Annotated in this window: 11 protein-coding genes and 1 tRNA gene; 7 read left to right on the top strand and 5 right to left on the bottom strand. The window is 35.4% G+C overall.

Annotated features, from left to right (window positions below; translation table 11 throughout):
* The first annotated feature begins 52 nt into the window (after positions 1-52).
* Positions 53-126, top strand: a tRNA-Asn gene (locus PAN07_RS05815).
* A gap of 39 nt (positions 127-165) precedes the next feature.
* Here PAN07_RS05815 and PAN07_RS05820 read toward each other — a convergent pair.
* Positions 166-708 (bottom strand): TetR-like C-terminal domain-containing protein, encoded by a 543-nt coding sequence (locus PAN07_RS05820; protein WP_033687622.1) that lies wholly within the window; start codon positions 706-708, stop codon positions 166-168.
* A gap of 127 nt (positions 709-835) precedes the next feature.
* Between PAN07_RS05820 and PAN07_RS05825 the strand changes: the two genes are divergently transcribed.
* Positions 836-3,478 (top strand): YhgE/Pip domain-containing protein, encoded by a 2,643-nt coding sequence (locus tag PAN07_RS05825; RefSeq protein ID WP_269797481.1) that lies wholly within the window; start codon positions 836-838, stop codon positions 3,476-3,478.
* 26 nt (positions 3,479-3,504) lie between these two features.
* Here PAN07_RS05825 and PAN07_RS05830 read toward each other — a convergent pair whose 3' ends face one another.
* Both PAN07_RS05830 and PAN07_RS05835 read right to left on the bottom strand, forming a co-directional pair.
* Positions 3,505-6,048, bottom strand: coding sequence for a YfhO family protein (locus PAN07_RS05830; protein WP_269797482.1), 2,544 nt, complete (start codon positions 6,046-6,048; stop codon positions 3,505-3,507).
* 61 nt (positions 6,049-6,109) lie between these two features.
* Positions 6,110-7,732: an ATP-binding cassette domain-containing protein gene (locus PAN07_RS05835; RefSeq protein ID WP_000958772.1), complete on the bottom strand. Its 1,623-nt coding sequence runs from the start codon at positions 7,730-7,732 to the stop codon at positions 6,110-6,112.
* A gap of 205 nt (positions 7,733-7,937) precedes the next feature.
* Between PAN07_RS05835 and trpS the strand changes: the two genes are divergently transcribed.
* Positions 7,938-8,963, top strand: coding sequence for a tryptophan--tRNA ligase (trpS, locus tag PAN07_RS05840; protein WP_173876718.1), 1,026 nt, complete (start codon positions 7,938-7,940; stop codon positions 8,961-8,963).
* A 151-nt stretch (positions 8,964-9,114) separates the two neighbouring features.
* Complete coding sequence (guaB, locus tag PAN07_RS05845) at positions 9,115-10,593, top strand: IMP dehydrogenase (protein WP_265465543.1); 1,479 nt, start codon at positions 9,115-9,117, stop codon at positions 10,591-10,593.
* A 49-nt stretch (positions 10,594-10,642) separates the two neighbouring features.
* Here the strand turns inward: guaB and recF are convergent, their stop codons facing one another.
* The gene (recF, locus tag PAN07_RS05850) at positions 10,643-11,740 is read right to left on the bottom strand and encodes a DNA replication/repair protein RecF (protein WP_265470991.1); all 1,098 of its coding nucleotides are present in this window, start codon (positions 11,738-11,740) and stop codon (positions 10,643-10,645) included.
* Positions 11,741-11,742: 2 nt separating this feature from the next.
* Positions 11,743-12,111 (bottom strand): S4 domain-containing protein YaaA, encoded by a 369-nt coding sequence (gene yaaA / locus PAN07_RS05855; RefSeq protein WP_000455892.1) that lies wholly within the window; start codon positions 12,109-12,111, stop codon positions 11,743-11,745.
* Positions 12,112-12,269: 158 nt separating this feature from the next.
* On the opposite strand from yaaA, the gene PAN07_RS05860 reads away from it, so the two are divergent.
* The 3 genes from PAN07_RS05860 to rodZ are packed head-to-tail and all read left to right on the top strand — an operon-like array spanning position 12,270 to position 15,669.
* Complete coding sequence (locus PAN07_RS05860) at positions 12,270-13,520, top strand: pitrilysin family protein (RefSeq protein WP_265465480.1); 1,251 nt, start codon at positions 12,270-12,272, stop codon at positions 13,518-13,520.
* Positions 13,517-14,800, top strand: coding sequence for a pitrilysin family protein (locus PAN07_RS05865; RefSeq protein WP_265465481.1), 1,284 nt, complete (start codon positions 13,517-13,519; stop codon positions 14,798-14,800). The genes PAN07_RS05860 and PAN07_RS05865 overlap by 4 nt, the downstream gene beginning before the upstream one ends.
* 41 nt (positions 14,801-14,841) lie before the next feature.
* Positions 14,842-15,669, top strand: a complete 828-nt coding sequence (gene rodZ / locus PAN07_RS05870) for a cytoskeleton protein RodZ (protein WP_265470990.1) — start codon at positions 14,842-14,844, stop codon at positions 15,667-15,669.
* The last annotated feature ends 10 nt before the right edge of the window (positions 15,670-15,679 follow it).

Below are 15,679 nucleotides of genomic sequence, written 5' to 3' on the forward strand. Positions count from 1 at the left end.
ACCGCCTTTTCACGGCGGTAACACGGGTTCGAATCCCGTACGGACTATTTTATCCGCCATAGCTCAGTTGGTAGTAGCGCATGACTGTTAATCATGATGTCGTAGGTTCGAGTCCTACTGGCGGAGTGTAGATAAAAAGGAACACAGCTGTGTTCCTTTTTTGTATCAATTTGTATCACCAAGCATTTTCATAAGGAAGTCTGTTATTTCTTGAGGACTTTCTTTTTTTCCATGTGCAATCCAAGTTTGGCAAACACCAAAAAGTGCGTGAGTTAGATAGATGCTACTGTATTCTAATTCAGTGGTATTGAGATTCAGTTGCATAAATCGCTTTTGTAAATCTGTACTGAGCATGATATGAAGTTTATTTCGTAAGAAATTTTGGATTTCTTTGGTCCCATTTTCAGAAAGAAGAGCAGCCAGAAGTGGTTCTGACTCTAGATATTCAAAGACTTCTAAAATAGCATTTCTTTTGTGATAAGCATGTTTTTGAAAAATATATTCAAATGTATGAAATAGCTTGCTTTGATAGTGCTCAATCATATCATACTTATCCTTATAGTGAGTATAGAAGCTGGAACGACTAATTCCGGCTTTTTCTGCTAACTTGACAGTAGAAATTTGATCAAATGGCTGTTCCATGAGTAATTGTACCATAGCATTTTCAATAGTTCGCTTTGTTTTTAAGCGTTTGTTACTTTCTTGCATATTTCCTCCTTGTAAACAAATTAGACTATATGTCTAAAAATGGATTTTTTATCTTGTAATTTAGATTTTTTAATGTATAATCTATTATATCAAAATTTTAGACAATATGTTTAAAAAAGGAGAAACTATGTTTAAAGAATGGAAAGCAATTTTTAAAAAACCAACCTTTATTATTGTCATGATAGGAATTTCTCTTATTCCCGCTCTGTACAATATCATATTTTTATCCTCAATGTGGGATCCATATGGTCAAGTGTCTGACTTACCTGTGTCAGTTGTCAATAATGATAAAGAGGCCTCTTATAATGGTAATAGCATGTCTATAGGAAAAGACATGGTGTCTAATTTAGAGCAAAATAAATCATTGGATTTTCATTTTGTAGATGAAGAAGAAGGTAAGAAGGGTCTAGAAAACGGTGATTATTATATGGTAGTCACTTTGCCAAGTGACTTGTCTGAAAAAGCAGCTTCTATTTTAACGGATCACCCTGAGCAAATGCAAATCGATTATCAGACTTCAAGTGGTCATAGCTTTATTGCCAGCAAGATGAGTGATTCTGCAATGACACAATTAAAGCAGAGTGTTTCTACCAATGTAACCGAGACCTATACTAAAGCTTTATTCAACAAAATGGTCGATTTAAAGGATGGTATGAGTCAAGCAGCTTCTGGAAGTGAAAAACTAACTGATGGAGCGAATCAGTTAGTGGCAGGAAGTCAAACATTAACTATTAACCTAAACTCTTTAGCAGCTTCAAGTTTAACATTTTCAAATGGAACGGAGCAGTTTACTAAAGGATTATCCTCTTATGTCTCTGGTGTTGAACAACTTCATCTTGGCTTAGGGAATTTTAATAGTGGTTTAGTTACATATACTGGTGCAGTGAGTCAATTAGATAGTGGGTTAGGTCAATTATCTTCTAAAAGCCCTGAATTAGTGAGGGGAATTAATCAATTATATACTGGTGTAGAATCTTATACTGGCGGTGTTTCTCAGCTCAATACTGGTCTTAACCAATTTTCATCTGGTGTTAGTGCCTATACAAATGGAGTGGGAAATCTTGCAACAGGTGCGAATCAGTTATCTAGTCAATCAGCTACACTTCGAATGGGTGTGGAGCAATTAAGTGAAGGAATTCAACAACTTTCTAGCAAGTTAGATGCTTCGTCTGAGCAAAAAGATCAAATTAATCAATTATCTTCTGGTCTAAATCAGTTAAATCAAGCTATTCAAAATATTGATGTTGGAGATACAAAACAATTAGATTCTGTTTTATCAAGTATAGTATCTCTTTCTAATCAAATGTTAGCAAGTGCTCAGTCTGAAAAATCAACTACATTAGCCAATATTCAATCAACAGCAGCTTATCAATCATTGACAAGTGAGCAACAAGCTGAGATAAGTGCTTCTGTATCTCAAAATTCGACTGATAGTATTCAATCGGCTCAGTCAATTATAGCTTCAGTACAAGGTTTACAGGGAAGTTTAGAAAACTTACAAAATCAATCTTCAAATCTTTCGACTTTAAAAAATCAAGCTAATCAAGTATTACCTATTGCTTCTACTTCTTTGACAGGATTGTCAAGTGGATTAACAGAGATACAAGGAGCTGTTGCTAGCAAATTAGTTCCTGCCAGTCAGTCGATTACATCGGGTGTAAATGCATATACTGCAGGTGTTGATAAAGTTTCTCAAGGCGCAAGTCAACTAAGTGAAAAGAATTCCACCTTGACAGGTAGTCTGGATCAACTAGTTTCAGGCTCAACTACCTTGACACAAAAATCTTCTAACTTGACAGCAGGAGTTGGTCAATTAGTTGAAAAAACTCCAGAATTAGTGTCTGGTATTGAAAAATTATCAACTGGCTCTAACCAATTGAATCAAAAGAGTCAAGAATTAATGGCAGGAGTTGATAAATTACAATCAGGATCTGGTCAATTAGCAGACAAATCCAGTCAGTTACTTTCAGGTGCTTCTCAATTAGAGAATGGAGCTAATAAATTGGCAGATGGATCTGGTAAACTTGCAGAAGGTGGAACAAAGTTAACTTCTGGATTGGAAGGTTTACAGATAGGAGTTGCTTCTTTGGGACAAGGATTAAGTAATGCTAGAGATCAACTTAAATCAGCATCAACGGAATCTAAAAATGCAGAGATTTTGTCAAATCCACTCAATCTTTCAAAAACAGACAATGATCAAGTTCCTGTAAATGGAATTGCAATGGCTCCTTATATGATATCAGTTGCTCTCTTTGTTGCAGCAATATCAACGAATATGATCTTTGCGAAGTTGCCTTCAGGACGTCATCCAGAGAGTCGTTGGGCTTGGTTGAAATCTCGAGCAGAAATAAATGGTATTATAGCTGTTTTGGCAGGAATTTTGGTATATGGAGGAGTTCATCTTATTGGTCTAACGGCTAATCATGAGATGAGAACATTTATTCTCATTATCCTAACAAGTTTAGTATTCATGTCCATGGTGACCGCTTTAACAACATGGAATAGCCGTATAGGAGCTTTCTTTTCTCTTATTTTGCTTTTATTACAGTTAGCATCAAGTGCAGGTACTTACCCGCTTGCTTTGACAAATGATTTCTTTAGAGCTATTAATCCCTGGTTACCAATGAGTTATTCAGTTTCGGGATTACGACAAACAATCTCTATGACAGGAAATATTCATCATCAAGTCATTTTCCTTGCTGTGATATTAGCCCTATTTACTGGTTTAGGTATGCTAGCCTATCGACCTAAGAAAATGGAAGAAGATTAAAAAAATCGACCAACTGGTCGATTTTTTTATGTCTTAGATGACTTTCGTTTGTGACTATAGATTCCAAATAGTAAAAGAGAAGTAAAGGAACAGATTGCTCCAATAACAAAACCATTGGGAATAAAGGAAAGTGTAATAGTTCCTTTTCCCTTAGGAACGTCAACTTTTATAAAACCAGTTTGAGCTTGTTTAATTTCTATTTTCTTCCCATCTTGGTAGGCAGACCAACCTTTGTCATAAGGAATGGTGAAGAAAATCGACGTATCTTGTTTGACATCATATGTAGCAAAGACCTTGTTTTTAGAAGTTGATACTGTGACAGGTTGTTCTTTAATTTTTTGAATTGCCTCGGTAAAAGTTTTGGTATCTAAACGATAGAAGGTAGGAGATTCAAATGATACCTGTGAATTTCCAGGGAAACTAACATGAATATTGAAAGTTTTTTTCTCTTTAGTATATCCTAGATTAAAGAAGGAGAAGACATTATCAGTTGTAAAAGATTTCTTTTCCCCATTTACAAGGATGTCAACCTTTTTTTGTTTGTCATTAGAAAAGTGAAGGTTTGTGAAAGAAAGATAAACTTGACTGTTTTCTGGCACTTCAATTTGATACTGGATTTCTGCATCCTCATTTGAAGAACTTGTAACACTAATCAAATCATCAGTATTCTCTGTTTTTTCATAGGGTATTGGAGAAAAATAATCAAAATTGACGTCAGCAAGTTGATTTAAAAACGAGGCCTGATTATCTAGAGTGTGTTCAGTGAACTTGACATCATTGTAAACAGATTGACTAGCAAATGCAATCGGAAGAGAGTATTGATTTTCATATAGGGTAAGATTATCTTTTTGATAGATATCTTTAAAACCATACTTATCAATAGGACTGTCTGAGATATTGTACTGGATACCAAATAAACTATCAGCCAAAATACTATTATTTGCATAGCGGAGATTGAGATTAGTCCCAGAGGATTTAAACCCAAGTTTATCCAAAGTAGAGCTTGCTGAACGATTTCGAACAGATGAAAATTGAGAGATTCCATTGTAGTTGAATTTCATACTGTCATTTCCTGTCTGAGTTTGTAGTTTTTCAGTACGAGTAAATTGATTTCCAATATATGTTGAGAAAGATTCCATAGCTGGGATATCTCGATTATATGAACTTCGAGAAGCAAAACCCCATTCTTTAGCAATTCCGTCTATTTGAGATGAAGTATTTAAACTTATTTCAACCATTATAAATAAAGAAATTAGAATGGTAAATAGATTTACAGAGATAAACTTTTTGATAACTGCAAGGAGTAAAAGCGAATAGACAACCAAAAATTCAAGAGTAAGCAGAATATTCAAATCTGTTAAAAAAGAATAATGCGATTTTAGATAGATGGTAGCTAAAAATCCTGTTACTACAAGAAAAAGCGAAACTAAAAAGTTCCAGATTTTAATTTCTCTTAGACGATTTAAGACTTCCGCTGCTGTGTAAATTAACAAGGTAGAGAAAATCCAAGCATAGCGATGTAAAAACATGTTTGGAGTATGCATGCCTTGCCAAAATAAATCAAGAGCTTCAATATAAAAGCTTACAATTAGAAATGCAAAGAAGATTGCATAGATCAGTTTCACGTGAAACTTAATAGATTTCAGCGTAAAAAATAAAATATTTAAAATAAAGGGAAGCAGTCCAACAAAAATCATTGGGATAGCCCCATACTTTGTTGTATCAAAGGAACCGATGAATTGCTTAGCAAAGAGATCAAGATACCAGCTACTTTCAGTTTGAAATTTTGTAACTTCAGTCAATTTTTCCCCATGTGTCTGTAAATCAAACAGAGTGGGAAGAGTCATAATCAAACTAGCTGTACCAGCTAAAACGGAGGTGACAACAAAATCAAGAAAAGATGATTTTCGAGCTTTAAAGTCCCAAGAAATTTGACAGAGATACCAAAAAATAAGAAACAATGCTGTCATATAGCCAAAATAGTAGTTTTGGATAAATAAGATTGACAGACTTGTAAAGTATAATGAGGATTTCTTTTCAGTTATAAGTAGGTGTAAACCAGTTATAATTAAAGGAATCAAGATAAAAACATCCAGCCAGGTTTTTATCTCTAATTGACTGACAGTGAAACTCATCAGAGCATAGGAAGTAGATAAGGTTAGTTTTATAGTCTGAGGGATATTTTTAAATAATTTATTTAAACTAAAGAAGGTTGATAGTCCAATCAATCCAAATTTTAAGAGAGTTGTCAGATAGACAGCATCTGGCATATTAGTTAGATTAAAAAAGTAAACTAGAGGTGAAAGGAAACTTCCCAAGTAATAACTAGATAGGGCATAGAAATTTAATCCGAGGCCACTTGTAAAGGTGTAAAACAGACTACCATTTCCATGTAGGATATTTCGTAAAGCTACATCAAAAATAACGTATTGATGAAAGCCATCTCCTAATAGAGGAGAGTTGTCACTATTCCAGTAGATACCTTGAGATAGGTATACTCCTGTCATAATCAATACAGGAATGATGAAAGAAATAAAATAGGCCCAATATGTTTTAAAAAATGATTTCATATTACCTCGTAGAATGATAGAAAACTCAGTTGGTTACCCCAACTGAGTTTTGAAGTCTTATTTAATCTTTCCAAAGTTCTTTAACTTTTGCTTGTACTTCTGCATTTTCTAGGAATTCATCATAGGTTTCATCGATACGATCGATGACGCCATTTTTAGACAAGACAATGATATGGTTAGCTAAAGTTTGAATAAACTCGTGGTCATGACTGGCAAAGATGATTGATTCTTTAAAGTTTTTCAATCCGTCATTCAAGCTTGAGATAGATTCCAAGTCCAAGTGATTGGTTGGATCATCGAGGACAAGCACATTTGATTTCAAGAGCATGAGTTTTGAAAGCATAACACGAACTTTTTCTCCCCCTGACAAGACATTTACAGGTTTGTTAACTTCATCTCCAGAGAAGAGCATACGACCAAGGAAGCCACGTAGGAAAGTATTGTCATCTTCTTCTTTACTTGCGAATTGACGCAACCAGTCAAGAATTGATTCTCCCCCTGCGAAATCAGCTGAGTTGTCTTTGGGCAGGTAAGATTGACTAGTTGTAACTCCCCACTTGACAGTTCCTTCATAGTCAATATCTCCCATGATTGCACGAATTAATGCAGTCGTTTGGATATCATTTTGTCCAATAAGAGCTGTCTTATCGCCTGGACGCAAGATAAAGCTGATATTATCTAAAATAGTCTCACCATCAATCTTTACAGTTAGATTTTCTACTGTCAAGAGATCATTACCAATCTCACGTTCCGCTTTAAAGTTGATAAATGGATATTTACGACTAGATGGCACAATCTCTTCTAGCTCAATCTTATCAAGCATTTTCTTACGTGAGGTTGCTTGTCTTGATTTAGAAGCATTAGCAGAGAAACGAGCAACGAACTCTTGCAATTGTTTAATTTTTTCTTCTGCTTTGGCATTACGGTCTGCTAGCAATTTAGCAGCGAGTTCAGAAGATTCCTTCCAAAAGTCATAGTTTCCGACGTAGAGTTTGATTTTTCCAAAGTCAAGATCAGCCATGTGAGTACATACTTTATTCAAGAAGTGACGGTCATGGGATACTACGATAACTGTGTTGTCAAAGTCAATCAAGAAATCTTCTAACCATGTAATTGATTGGATGTCTAAACCATTGGTTGGCTCGTCCAAGAGAAGAACATCCGGTTTACCAAAAAGTGCTTTAGCAAGGAGAACCTTTACTTTCTCACCGTTGGCCAATTCACTCATATTTTGGTAGTGCAACTCTTCTGGGATATTTAGGTTTTGAAGTAGTTGAGAGGCTTCACTTTCTGCTTCCCAGCCTCCAAGCTCGGCAAACTCTCCTTCAAGTTCGGCAGCACGGACTCCGTCCTCATCTGAGAAATCTTCCTTCATGTAGATAGCATCTTTTTCCTTCATGATGCTATAAAGTTTTTCATTTCCCATGATAACAACATCAATAGCACGTTCATCTTCATAGTCAAAGTGATTTTGACGAAGAACAGAGAGACGTTCATCTGGGCCAAGAGAGATGTGACCAGTAGTAGGTTCGATATCTCCAGCTAAAATTTTTAAAAAGGTTGATTTTCCGGCACCATTAGCACCGATTAATCCATAAGTATTTCCTTCTGTAAATTTGATATTGACATCATCAAAAAGTTTGCGATCACTAAAACGTAGTGAAACATCAGATACTGTAAGCAATGTTTTTCTCCTATATGTGTAATATATTTATTCTACTAGAAAATACGGAAATATTCAAATTTTTATCTGTCAATTTTGTGTAAATTATGTTTACAACTATCTTTACAAAAAGCAGTAAATAGCAAGGTTGATTTATTTTGATAAATTGCGGTTATTTCATTAAAAAAATGCTATAATTGAAGGGACTATATCGAAGGAGAACAAAATGACTAAACCCATTATTTTAACAGGAGACCGTCCAACAGGAAAATTGCATATTGGACATTATGTTGGAAGTCTCAAAAATCGAGTATTATTACAGGAAGAGGGTAAGTATGACATGTTTGTGTTCTTGGCTGACCAACAAGCCTTGACAGATCATGCTAAAGACCCTCAAACCATTGTAGAGTCTATCGGAAATGTGGCTTTGGATTATCTTGCAGTTGGATTGGATCCCAGTAAATCAACTATCTTTATTCAAAGTCAAATTCCAGAATTAGCTGAGTTGTCTATGTACTATATGAATCTAGTTTCATTAGCACGTCTGGAGCGAAATCCAACTGTCAAGACAGAGATTGCTCAAAAAGGATTTGGAGAAAGCATTCCAACAGGATTTTTGGTTTATCCAATTGCACAAGCAGCTGACATCACAGCCTTTAAGGCCAATTATGTTCCTGTTGGGACAGATCAGAAACCAATGATTGAGCAGACTCGTGAAATTGTTCGTTCTTTTAACAATGCATATAACTGTGATGTCTTGGTGGAACCGGAAGGTATTTATCCAGAGAATGAGAGAGCAGGTCGTTTACCTGGTTTAGATGGAAATGCTAAAATGTCTAAATCACTCAATAATGGTATTTATTTAGCTGATGATGCGGATACTTTGCGTAAAAAAGTAATGAGTATGTATACAGATCCAGATCATATTCGAGTGGAAGATCCAGGTAAGATTGAAGGAAATATGGTTTTCCATTATCTAGATGTTTTTGGTCGCCCAGAAGATGCTCAAGAAATTGCTGATATGAAAGAACATTATCAACGAGGTGGTCTTGGTGATGTGAAAACCAAACGTTATCTACTTGAAATATTAGAACGTGAACTTGGTCCTATTCGTGAGCGCCGTATCGAATTTGCTAAGGATATGGGAGAAGTTTATAATATGCTTCAAAAAGGTAGTGAAAGAGCGCGTGAAGTTGCAGGTCAAACCCTATCTGAGGTTAAAGGAGCAATGGGACTTCATTACTTTAACTAGCTTTATTTTACAAGAAACTATCATTTCTATCTCGAAGAAAAGATAGTTTTTTATTTACCCCTGTAACATTTGACAAATTTTTATAGAATGGTATGATAGATACAATATAAAAAGAGTCAAGCTCAAAAAGAAAGAAAAGAGGAAACTTCGAATGTCTAATTGGGACACTAAATTTTTGAAAAAAGGTTTTACCTTTGATGATGTATTGCTTATTCCAGCTGAAAGTCATGTGTTGCCTAACGATGCAGATTTAACAACTAAATTGGCAGATAATTTGACTTTAAATATCCCAATTATTACCGCTGCCATGGACACAGTAACAGAGAGTCAAATGGCTATTGCTATTGCTCGTGCAGGTGGTCTTGGAGTTATCCATAAAAACATGTCAATTGCTCAACAAGCAGACGAGGTTCGCAAGGTAAAACGTTCTGAAAATGGAGTTATTATTGATCCCTTCTTCTTGACGCCTGAACATACAATTGCTGAAGCAGATGAGCTTATGGGTCGTTACCGTATCAGTGGTGTTCCAGTTGTTGAAACACTTGAAAATCGTAAATTGGTTGGTATTTTGACAAACCGAGATCTTCGTTTTATTTCAGATTATGACCAACCAATCTCAAACCATATGACTAGTGAAAATCTTGTTACTGCTCCTGTGGGTACAGATCTTGCAACTGCTGAGAGTATTCTTCAAGAACACCGTATTGAAAAACTTCCTTTGGTAGATGAAGAAGGTCGTCTTTCTGGTTTGATTACTATCAAAGATATTGAAAAAGTTATTGAGTTTCCAAATGCTGCTAAAGATGAGTTTGGTCGTCTTCTAGTTGCAGGTGCAGTAGGTGTTACTTCAGATACATTTGAACGTGCAGAGGCTCTTTTTGAGGCAGGCGCGGATGCGATTGTTATTGATACTGCACATGGTCATTCTGCAGGTGTCTTGCGTAAAATTGCTGAGATTCGTGCTCACTTCCCAGATCGTACTTTGATTGCTGGAAATATTGCTACTGCTGAGGGAGCGCGCGCACTTTACGAAGCAGGTGTAGACGTTGTCAAGGTTGGTATTGGACCAGGTTCTATCTGTACTACTCGTGTAATTGCAGGTGTTGGTGTTCCACAAGTAACAGCTATCTATGATGCTGCAGCTGTTGCGCGTGAATATGGGAAAACGATCATTGCTGACGGTGGAATTAAGTATTCTGGAGATATTGTAAAAGCCCTTGCTGCAGGTGGAAATGCAGTTATGCTTGGATCAATGTTTGCTGGAACTGATGAAGCTCCAGGCGAAACTGAAATCTTCCAAGGACGTAAGTTTAAGACTTACCGTGGTATGGGATCAATTGCTGCTATGAAGAAAGGTTCAAGCGATCGTTACTTCCAAGGTTCTGTCAATGAAGCAAACAAACTTGTTCCAGAAGGAATTGAAGGTCGTGTTGCTTATAAAGGTGCAGCAGCTGATATTGTCTTCCAAATGATTGGAGGTATTCGCTCTGGTATGGGTTACTGTGGTGCAGCTAACCTTAAAGAACTACACGATAATGCTCAATTTATTGAAATGTCTGGTGCTGGTTTGAAAGAAAGCCACCCTCACGATGTACAAATTACTAATGAGGCACCAAATTATTCTATGTAAAAGAAATGAAAAGAACTCCTGCGAAAACAGGAGTTCTTTTACAATGTTGTCAAGTTTTGTTTACAATAACTTTACCATCTTGAATAGTGAAAATACTTAGACTTTCTGGTAGATTTTGAAGATGATCTAAGCTTGTTGTTGTGATAAAGGTTTGGATTGAATGAGAAATCGTTTTTAATAATTTTAGTTGTCTAGTGTTGTCAAGTTCGCTCATAACATCGTCAAGCAATAATATTGGAGATTCTGTAGTAATACTTTCCATTAACTCGATTTCTGCTAATTTTATAGAAAGGACGAGACTACGATGTTGGCCTTGACTTCCGAAACTAGCATCCATCCCATTTATATAAAAAGAAATGTCATCTCGATGAGGACCGACACCAGTATTCTTTTTAAATAAATCTCTGGATCTACTTTTTTCTAAAGCAATTTTGAAAGATTCGGATAAGTCTTCTTTGTCAGTTGTCTTGACAGAAGATTGATAAGATATTGACAACTCTTCAATCTGATTAGAAAGTTCAAAATGTTTCTTACGGCCAAAATATTCTAGTTTTTTTATGAAATCTAAGCGGTGATTCATCACACGACATCCATAATCGACTAGCTGATCATCTAGTACTAAAAGGAAGGTTTCATCTATTGTTTGAGCTGATTTTAAATAGGTATTTCTTTGCTTGAGAATATGGTTATAATTGGTTAAATCTGATAAATAGATTGGCTTGATTTGTCCAAGTTCCATATCAATGAATTTTCGTCGAACTGAAGGTGCTCCTTTAATTAGTTGTAAATCTTCAGGAGCAAATAAGACAACATTCATGTGTCCGACATAATCTGAAAGTCGTGCCTGTTTTAAATGATTAACTTTTGTCACACGCCCTTTTTGTGTTAGTTCGATTTCGAGAGGAATGGATCCAGTTTTTTTCTGAATAAGACCTGAAAGATGAAGTTGTTCCTCATCAAAATGAATGAGATTTTTATCTGTTCGAGTTCGATGACTGCGTGTTAAGGCTAAAAAATAGATAGCCTCTAACATATTTGTTTTACCTTGTGCATTGCGTCCTAAAAAGACATTTAATTTAGGGTTAAAGTCTATTTTCGTCTCTTTGTAGTTACGAAAAGTTTTAAGAGATAGGTGTTGTAGCCACATGATTATCTACCAGGGAATCGTGGAGCTTGTTTGCTTTTTGGTGATGAAGTAGGTTTAGAGTTGTCTTTTTTTACTCCCTTATTCATCTCCTTGACAAGTTTAGCGATTCGTTCTTTTTCAACTTTATCATCTTGGTATTCATCCTGTTCTTCAGAAGTAGGTTGTGTCAACAAGATGTCAATATTCATGTCAGGGATGTCAACTTTATCACCAATACGAAGTTTTTTACCACGACGATTCTCTAATTCCCCATTAAAGTAAACAGAATGTTCAGAGAGAAATGATTTAATAGCTCCTCCGCTATGTGTAATTCCAAGTTCTTTGAGTAGTGCTTGGAGGGTAATAAATTCTTCAAATAATTTGTATTCCATAATTCACCTCAATCTTTGGTATTATACCATATTTTCCTAAAAATGGTGATAGAAACAGGGAGAAATGTAAGCGATTTTTATTTCAAAACTATTACAGGGAATAAGAAAATTTCAGGTTTTCGTGATATAATAGAAGTCTGTATATAAGGAGGTAAATCATGGAGTTAGTGCATGGAATTTCAACACATTTTATCCAATCAAAAAAGTTTAAAACGAACAAAATAACCGTGCGTTTTACCGCTCCATTATCTCTTGATACGATTGCAGGTCGCATGTTGAGTGTGAGTATGCTAGAGACTGCTAATCTGATGTATCCCACTTCTCAAGATTTGAGAAGACATTTGGCCAGTCTATACGGTACAGATATGTCAACCAATTGTTTCAGAAGAGGGCAAAGTCATATTGTAGAATTGACATTCACATATGTTCGTGATGAGTTTTTAAGTAGGAAAAATGTGTTAACTTCTCAGGTTTTGGAACTAGTAAAAGAGACTCTTTTCTCACCCGTGGTAGTTGATAATGGATTTGATCCAGCCTTATTTGAAATTGAGAAAAAGCAATTGCTAGCAAGTTTAGTAGCTGATATGGATGATTCTTTTTATTTTGCACATAAAGAATTGGATAAATTGTTTTTTCATGATGAACGTCTTCAATTGGAGTATAGTGATTTACGAAATCGTATTTTAGCTGAAACTCCACAAAGTTCTTATTCTTGTTTCCAAGAATTTTTGGACAAAGATCGAATAGATTTCTTTTTCCTAGGTGATTTTAATGAGGTTGAAATTCTAAATGTATTAGAATCATTTGGTTTTATGGGTCGAGAAGGTAATGTGAAGGTTCAGTATTGTCAACCTTATTCCAATATCCTTCAGGAAGGCATGGTTCGGAAAAATGTGGGACAGTCTATTTTAGAGTTGGGCTATCATTGCTCTGCTGAATATGGTGATGAGCAACATTTACCTATGATTGTAATGAATGGTTTACTGGGGGGATTTGCTCACTCTAAACTCTTTACAAATGTCCGTGAAAATGCTGGATTAGCTTATACCATTTCAAGTCAGCTTGATTTATTTAGTGGATTTTTAAGGATGTATGCTGGTATCGATCGAGAAAATCGGAATCAGGCTCGAAAAATGATGAATAATCAATTGCTTGATTTAAAAAAAGGTCATTTTACAGATCTTGAGTTAGAGCAGACCAAGGAAATGATTCATCGGTCTTTGTTACTTTCTCAAGATAATCAAAGTTCATTGATTGAACGTGCTTATCAAAATGCCTTACTTGGAAAATCTTCAGCAGACTTTAAAAGTTGGATTGAAAAGCTTGAACAAATTGACAAAGATGATATTTGTAGAGCAGCTAATAATGTGAAGCTACAAGCAATTTACTTTATGGAAGGAATAGAATGACAAAGGTTGTTTTTGAAGAAAAATACTATCCAGCTGTAAAAGAAATGGTTTATCGAACTCGTTTGGCAAACGGATTGACAATAGCTCTTTTACCTAAAAAGGAATTTAAAGAGGTTTACGGGAGTGTAACTGTACAGTTTGGTTCGGTAGATACGCTTATCACAGAAGTTGACGGAGATGTAAAAAAATATCCTGCGGGAATTGCTCATTTTCTTGAACATAAATTATTTGAGAGAGAAGATTCTTGTGATTTAATGTCTGCTTTTACGAGTCTAGGTGCAGATAGCAATGCCTTTACAAGCTTTACAAAAACAAACTATCTTTTTTCATCGACGGATTATCTCTTAGAGAATTTAGATTTACTTGATGAATTGGTAACATCAGCACACTTTACTGAAGCTTCCATTCTGAGAGAGCAGGATATTATCCAGCAAGAACGAGAAATGTATCAAGATGATCCAGATTCGTGTTTATTCTTTTCGACTTTAGCGAATTTATATCCTGGTACACCTTTAGCAACGGATATAGTTGGAAGCGAGGAGTCCATTTCCCAAATCAATCTAACTAATTTGCAAGAAAATTTTACAAGATTTTACAAACCTGTAAACACGTCTCTGTTTTTAGTTGGTAATTTTGATGTGGAGCGAGTACAGGACTACTTTGAAAGAAAAGAAGTGGAAAATCTAAATGTTCAGGAAGTATCAAAAGAAAAGTTGCTTTTGCAAAATGTGAAGCAAACAGACAGTATGAGGATGGAAGTATCTTCTCCCAAACTAGCGATTGGGATTAGAGGTAGTCGAGAGGTTACTGAGACGGATTGCTATCGATATCATATTTTATTAAAATTATTGTTTGCAATGATGTTTGGTTGGACTTCGGATCGTTTTCAAAAACTATATGAATCAGGTAAAATAGATGCTTCCTTATCTCTTGAAGTTGAAGTTACAAGTCGCTTTCATTTTGTTATGTTGACAATGGATACAAAAGAGCCAGTTGCTTTATCTCATCAGTTTAGGAAGGCCATTCGTAATTTTACAAAGGATTTGGATATTACAGAGGATCATTTAGATATTATTAAAAGAGAGATGTTTGGGGAATTTTTCAGTAGCATGAACTCTCTTGAATTTATTGCAACGCAATATAATGCTTTTGAACATGGTGAGACAATTTTTGATTTACCAAAGATTTTACAGGAAATTACTTTAGAGGATGTCCTTGATGCTGGACATCACTTAATAGATGATGGTGATATAGTTGATTTTACAATATTCCCATCGTAGCAAACGATTATAATAGACACTAGAAAGAAGGAATGACAAGTATGAGGAAAAAAACAATTGGTGAGGTTTTACGTTTAGCTAGAACTAACCAAGGGTTGACTTTAGAAGAATTACATAAAAAAACAGAAATTCAGTTAGATATGTTGGAGGCAATGGAAGCTGATGATTTTGATCAACTTCCTAGTCCATTTTATACTCGTTCTTTTTTGAGAAAGTATGCGTGGGCAGTTGAGCTAGATGAGAGAATTGTTTTGGATGCTTATGATTCTGGGAGTATGATTACTTATGAGGAAGTAGATGTTGATGAAGATGAGCTGACAGGCAGGAGACGTTCCAGTAAGAAAAATAAGACATCATTTTTACCTTTATTTTATTTTGTCCTTTTTGCACTATCGATTGTAATTTTTGTGACTTATTATGCTTGGAATTATCTCCAGACTCAAGCTGAGTATTCATCTACGTCTAGTTATAGTGTAGTCCAGGCAACAAGCTCGACTAGTTCTGTAACTCCATCTTCAAGTAGTGGTTCATCAAGTAGCTCTTCGAATATTGAACCAGTTATAAGTGTATCAGGTGAAGGAAATTATGTAGAAATCGCTTATAAAACAAGTAAGGAAACTGCAAAATTGCAATTATCGGTTTCAGATGCTAGAAGTTGGGTTAGTGTTTCAGAAAGTGATCTTGAGGGTGGTGTGACCTTATCACCGGATAATAAAAGTGCAGAAACAACCGTTTCAACTAAAAATCCTGTGACCATTACGTTAGGTGTTGTCAAAGGTGTCGCTTTAACAGTAGATAATCAGACTGTTGATTTATCGAAATTAACAGCTCAGACTGGACAGATCACTGTAACTTTTACTAAAAATTAAGGAAAAACAA

The sequence above is a fragment of the Streptococcus sp. SM5 genome (assembly GCF_027497975.1).

What these genes read in the sequence shown, in the direction of transcription:
- PAN07_RS05820 (WP_033687622.1), bottom strand. Translation starts at nt 708, where the DNA reads ATGCAAGAAAGTAACAAACGCTTAAAAACAAAGCGAACTATTGAAAAT.
- PAN07_RS05825 (WP_269797481.1), top strand. Translation starts at nt 836, where the DNA reads ATGTTTAAAGAATGGAAAGCAATTTTTAAAAAACCAACCTTTATTATT.
- PAN07_RS05830 (WP_269797482.1), bottom strand. Translation starts at nt 6,048, where the DNA reads ATGAAATCATTTTTTAAAACATATTGGGCCTATTTTATTTCTTTCATC.
- trpS (WP_173876718.1), top strand. Translation starts at nt 7,938, where the DNA reads ATGACTAAACCCATTATTTTAACAGGAGACCGTCCAACAGGAAAATTG.
- guaB (WP_265465543.1), top strand. Translation starts at nt 9,115, where the DNA reads ATGTCTAATTGGGACACTAAATTTTTGAAAAAAGGTTTTACCTTTGAT.
- recF (WP_265470991.1), bottom strand. Translation starts at nt 11,740, where the DNA reads ATGTGGCTACAACACCTATCTCTTAAAACTTTTCGTAACTACAAAGAG.
- yaaA (WP_000455892.1), bottom strand. Translation starts at nt 12,111, where the DNA reads ATGGAATACAAATTATTTGAAGAATTTATTACCCTCCAAGCACTACTC.
- PAN07_RS05860 (WP_265465480.1), top strand. Translation starts at nt 12,270, where the DNA reads ATGGAGTTAGTGCATGGAATTTCAACACATTTTATCCAATCAAAAAAG.
- PAN07_RS05865 (WP_265465481.1), top strand. Translation starts at nt 13,517, where the DNA reads ATGACAAAGGTTGTTTTTGAAGAAAAATACTATCCAGCTGTAAAAGAA.
- rodZ (WP_265470990.1), top strand. Translation starts at nt 14,842, where the DNA reads ATGAGGAAAAAAACAATTGGTGAGGTTTTACGTTTAGCTAGAACTAAC.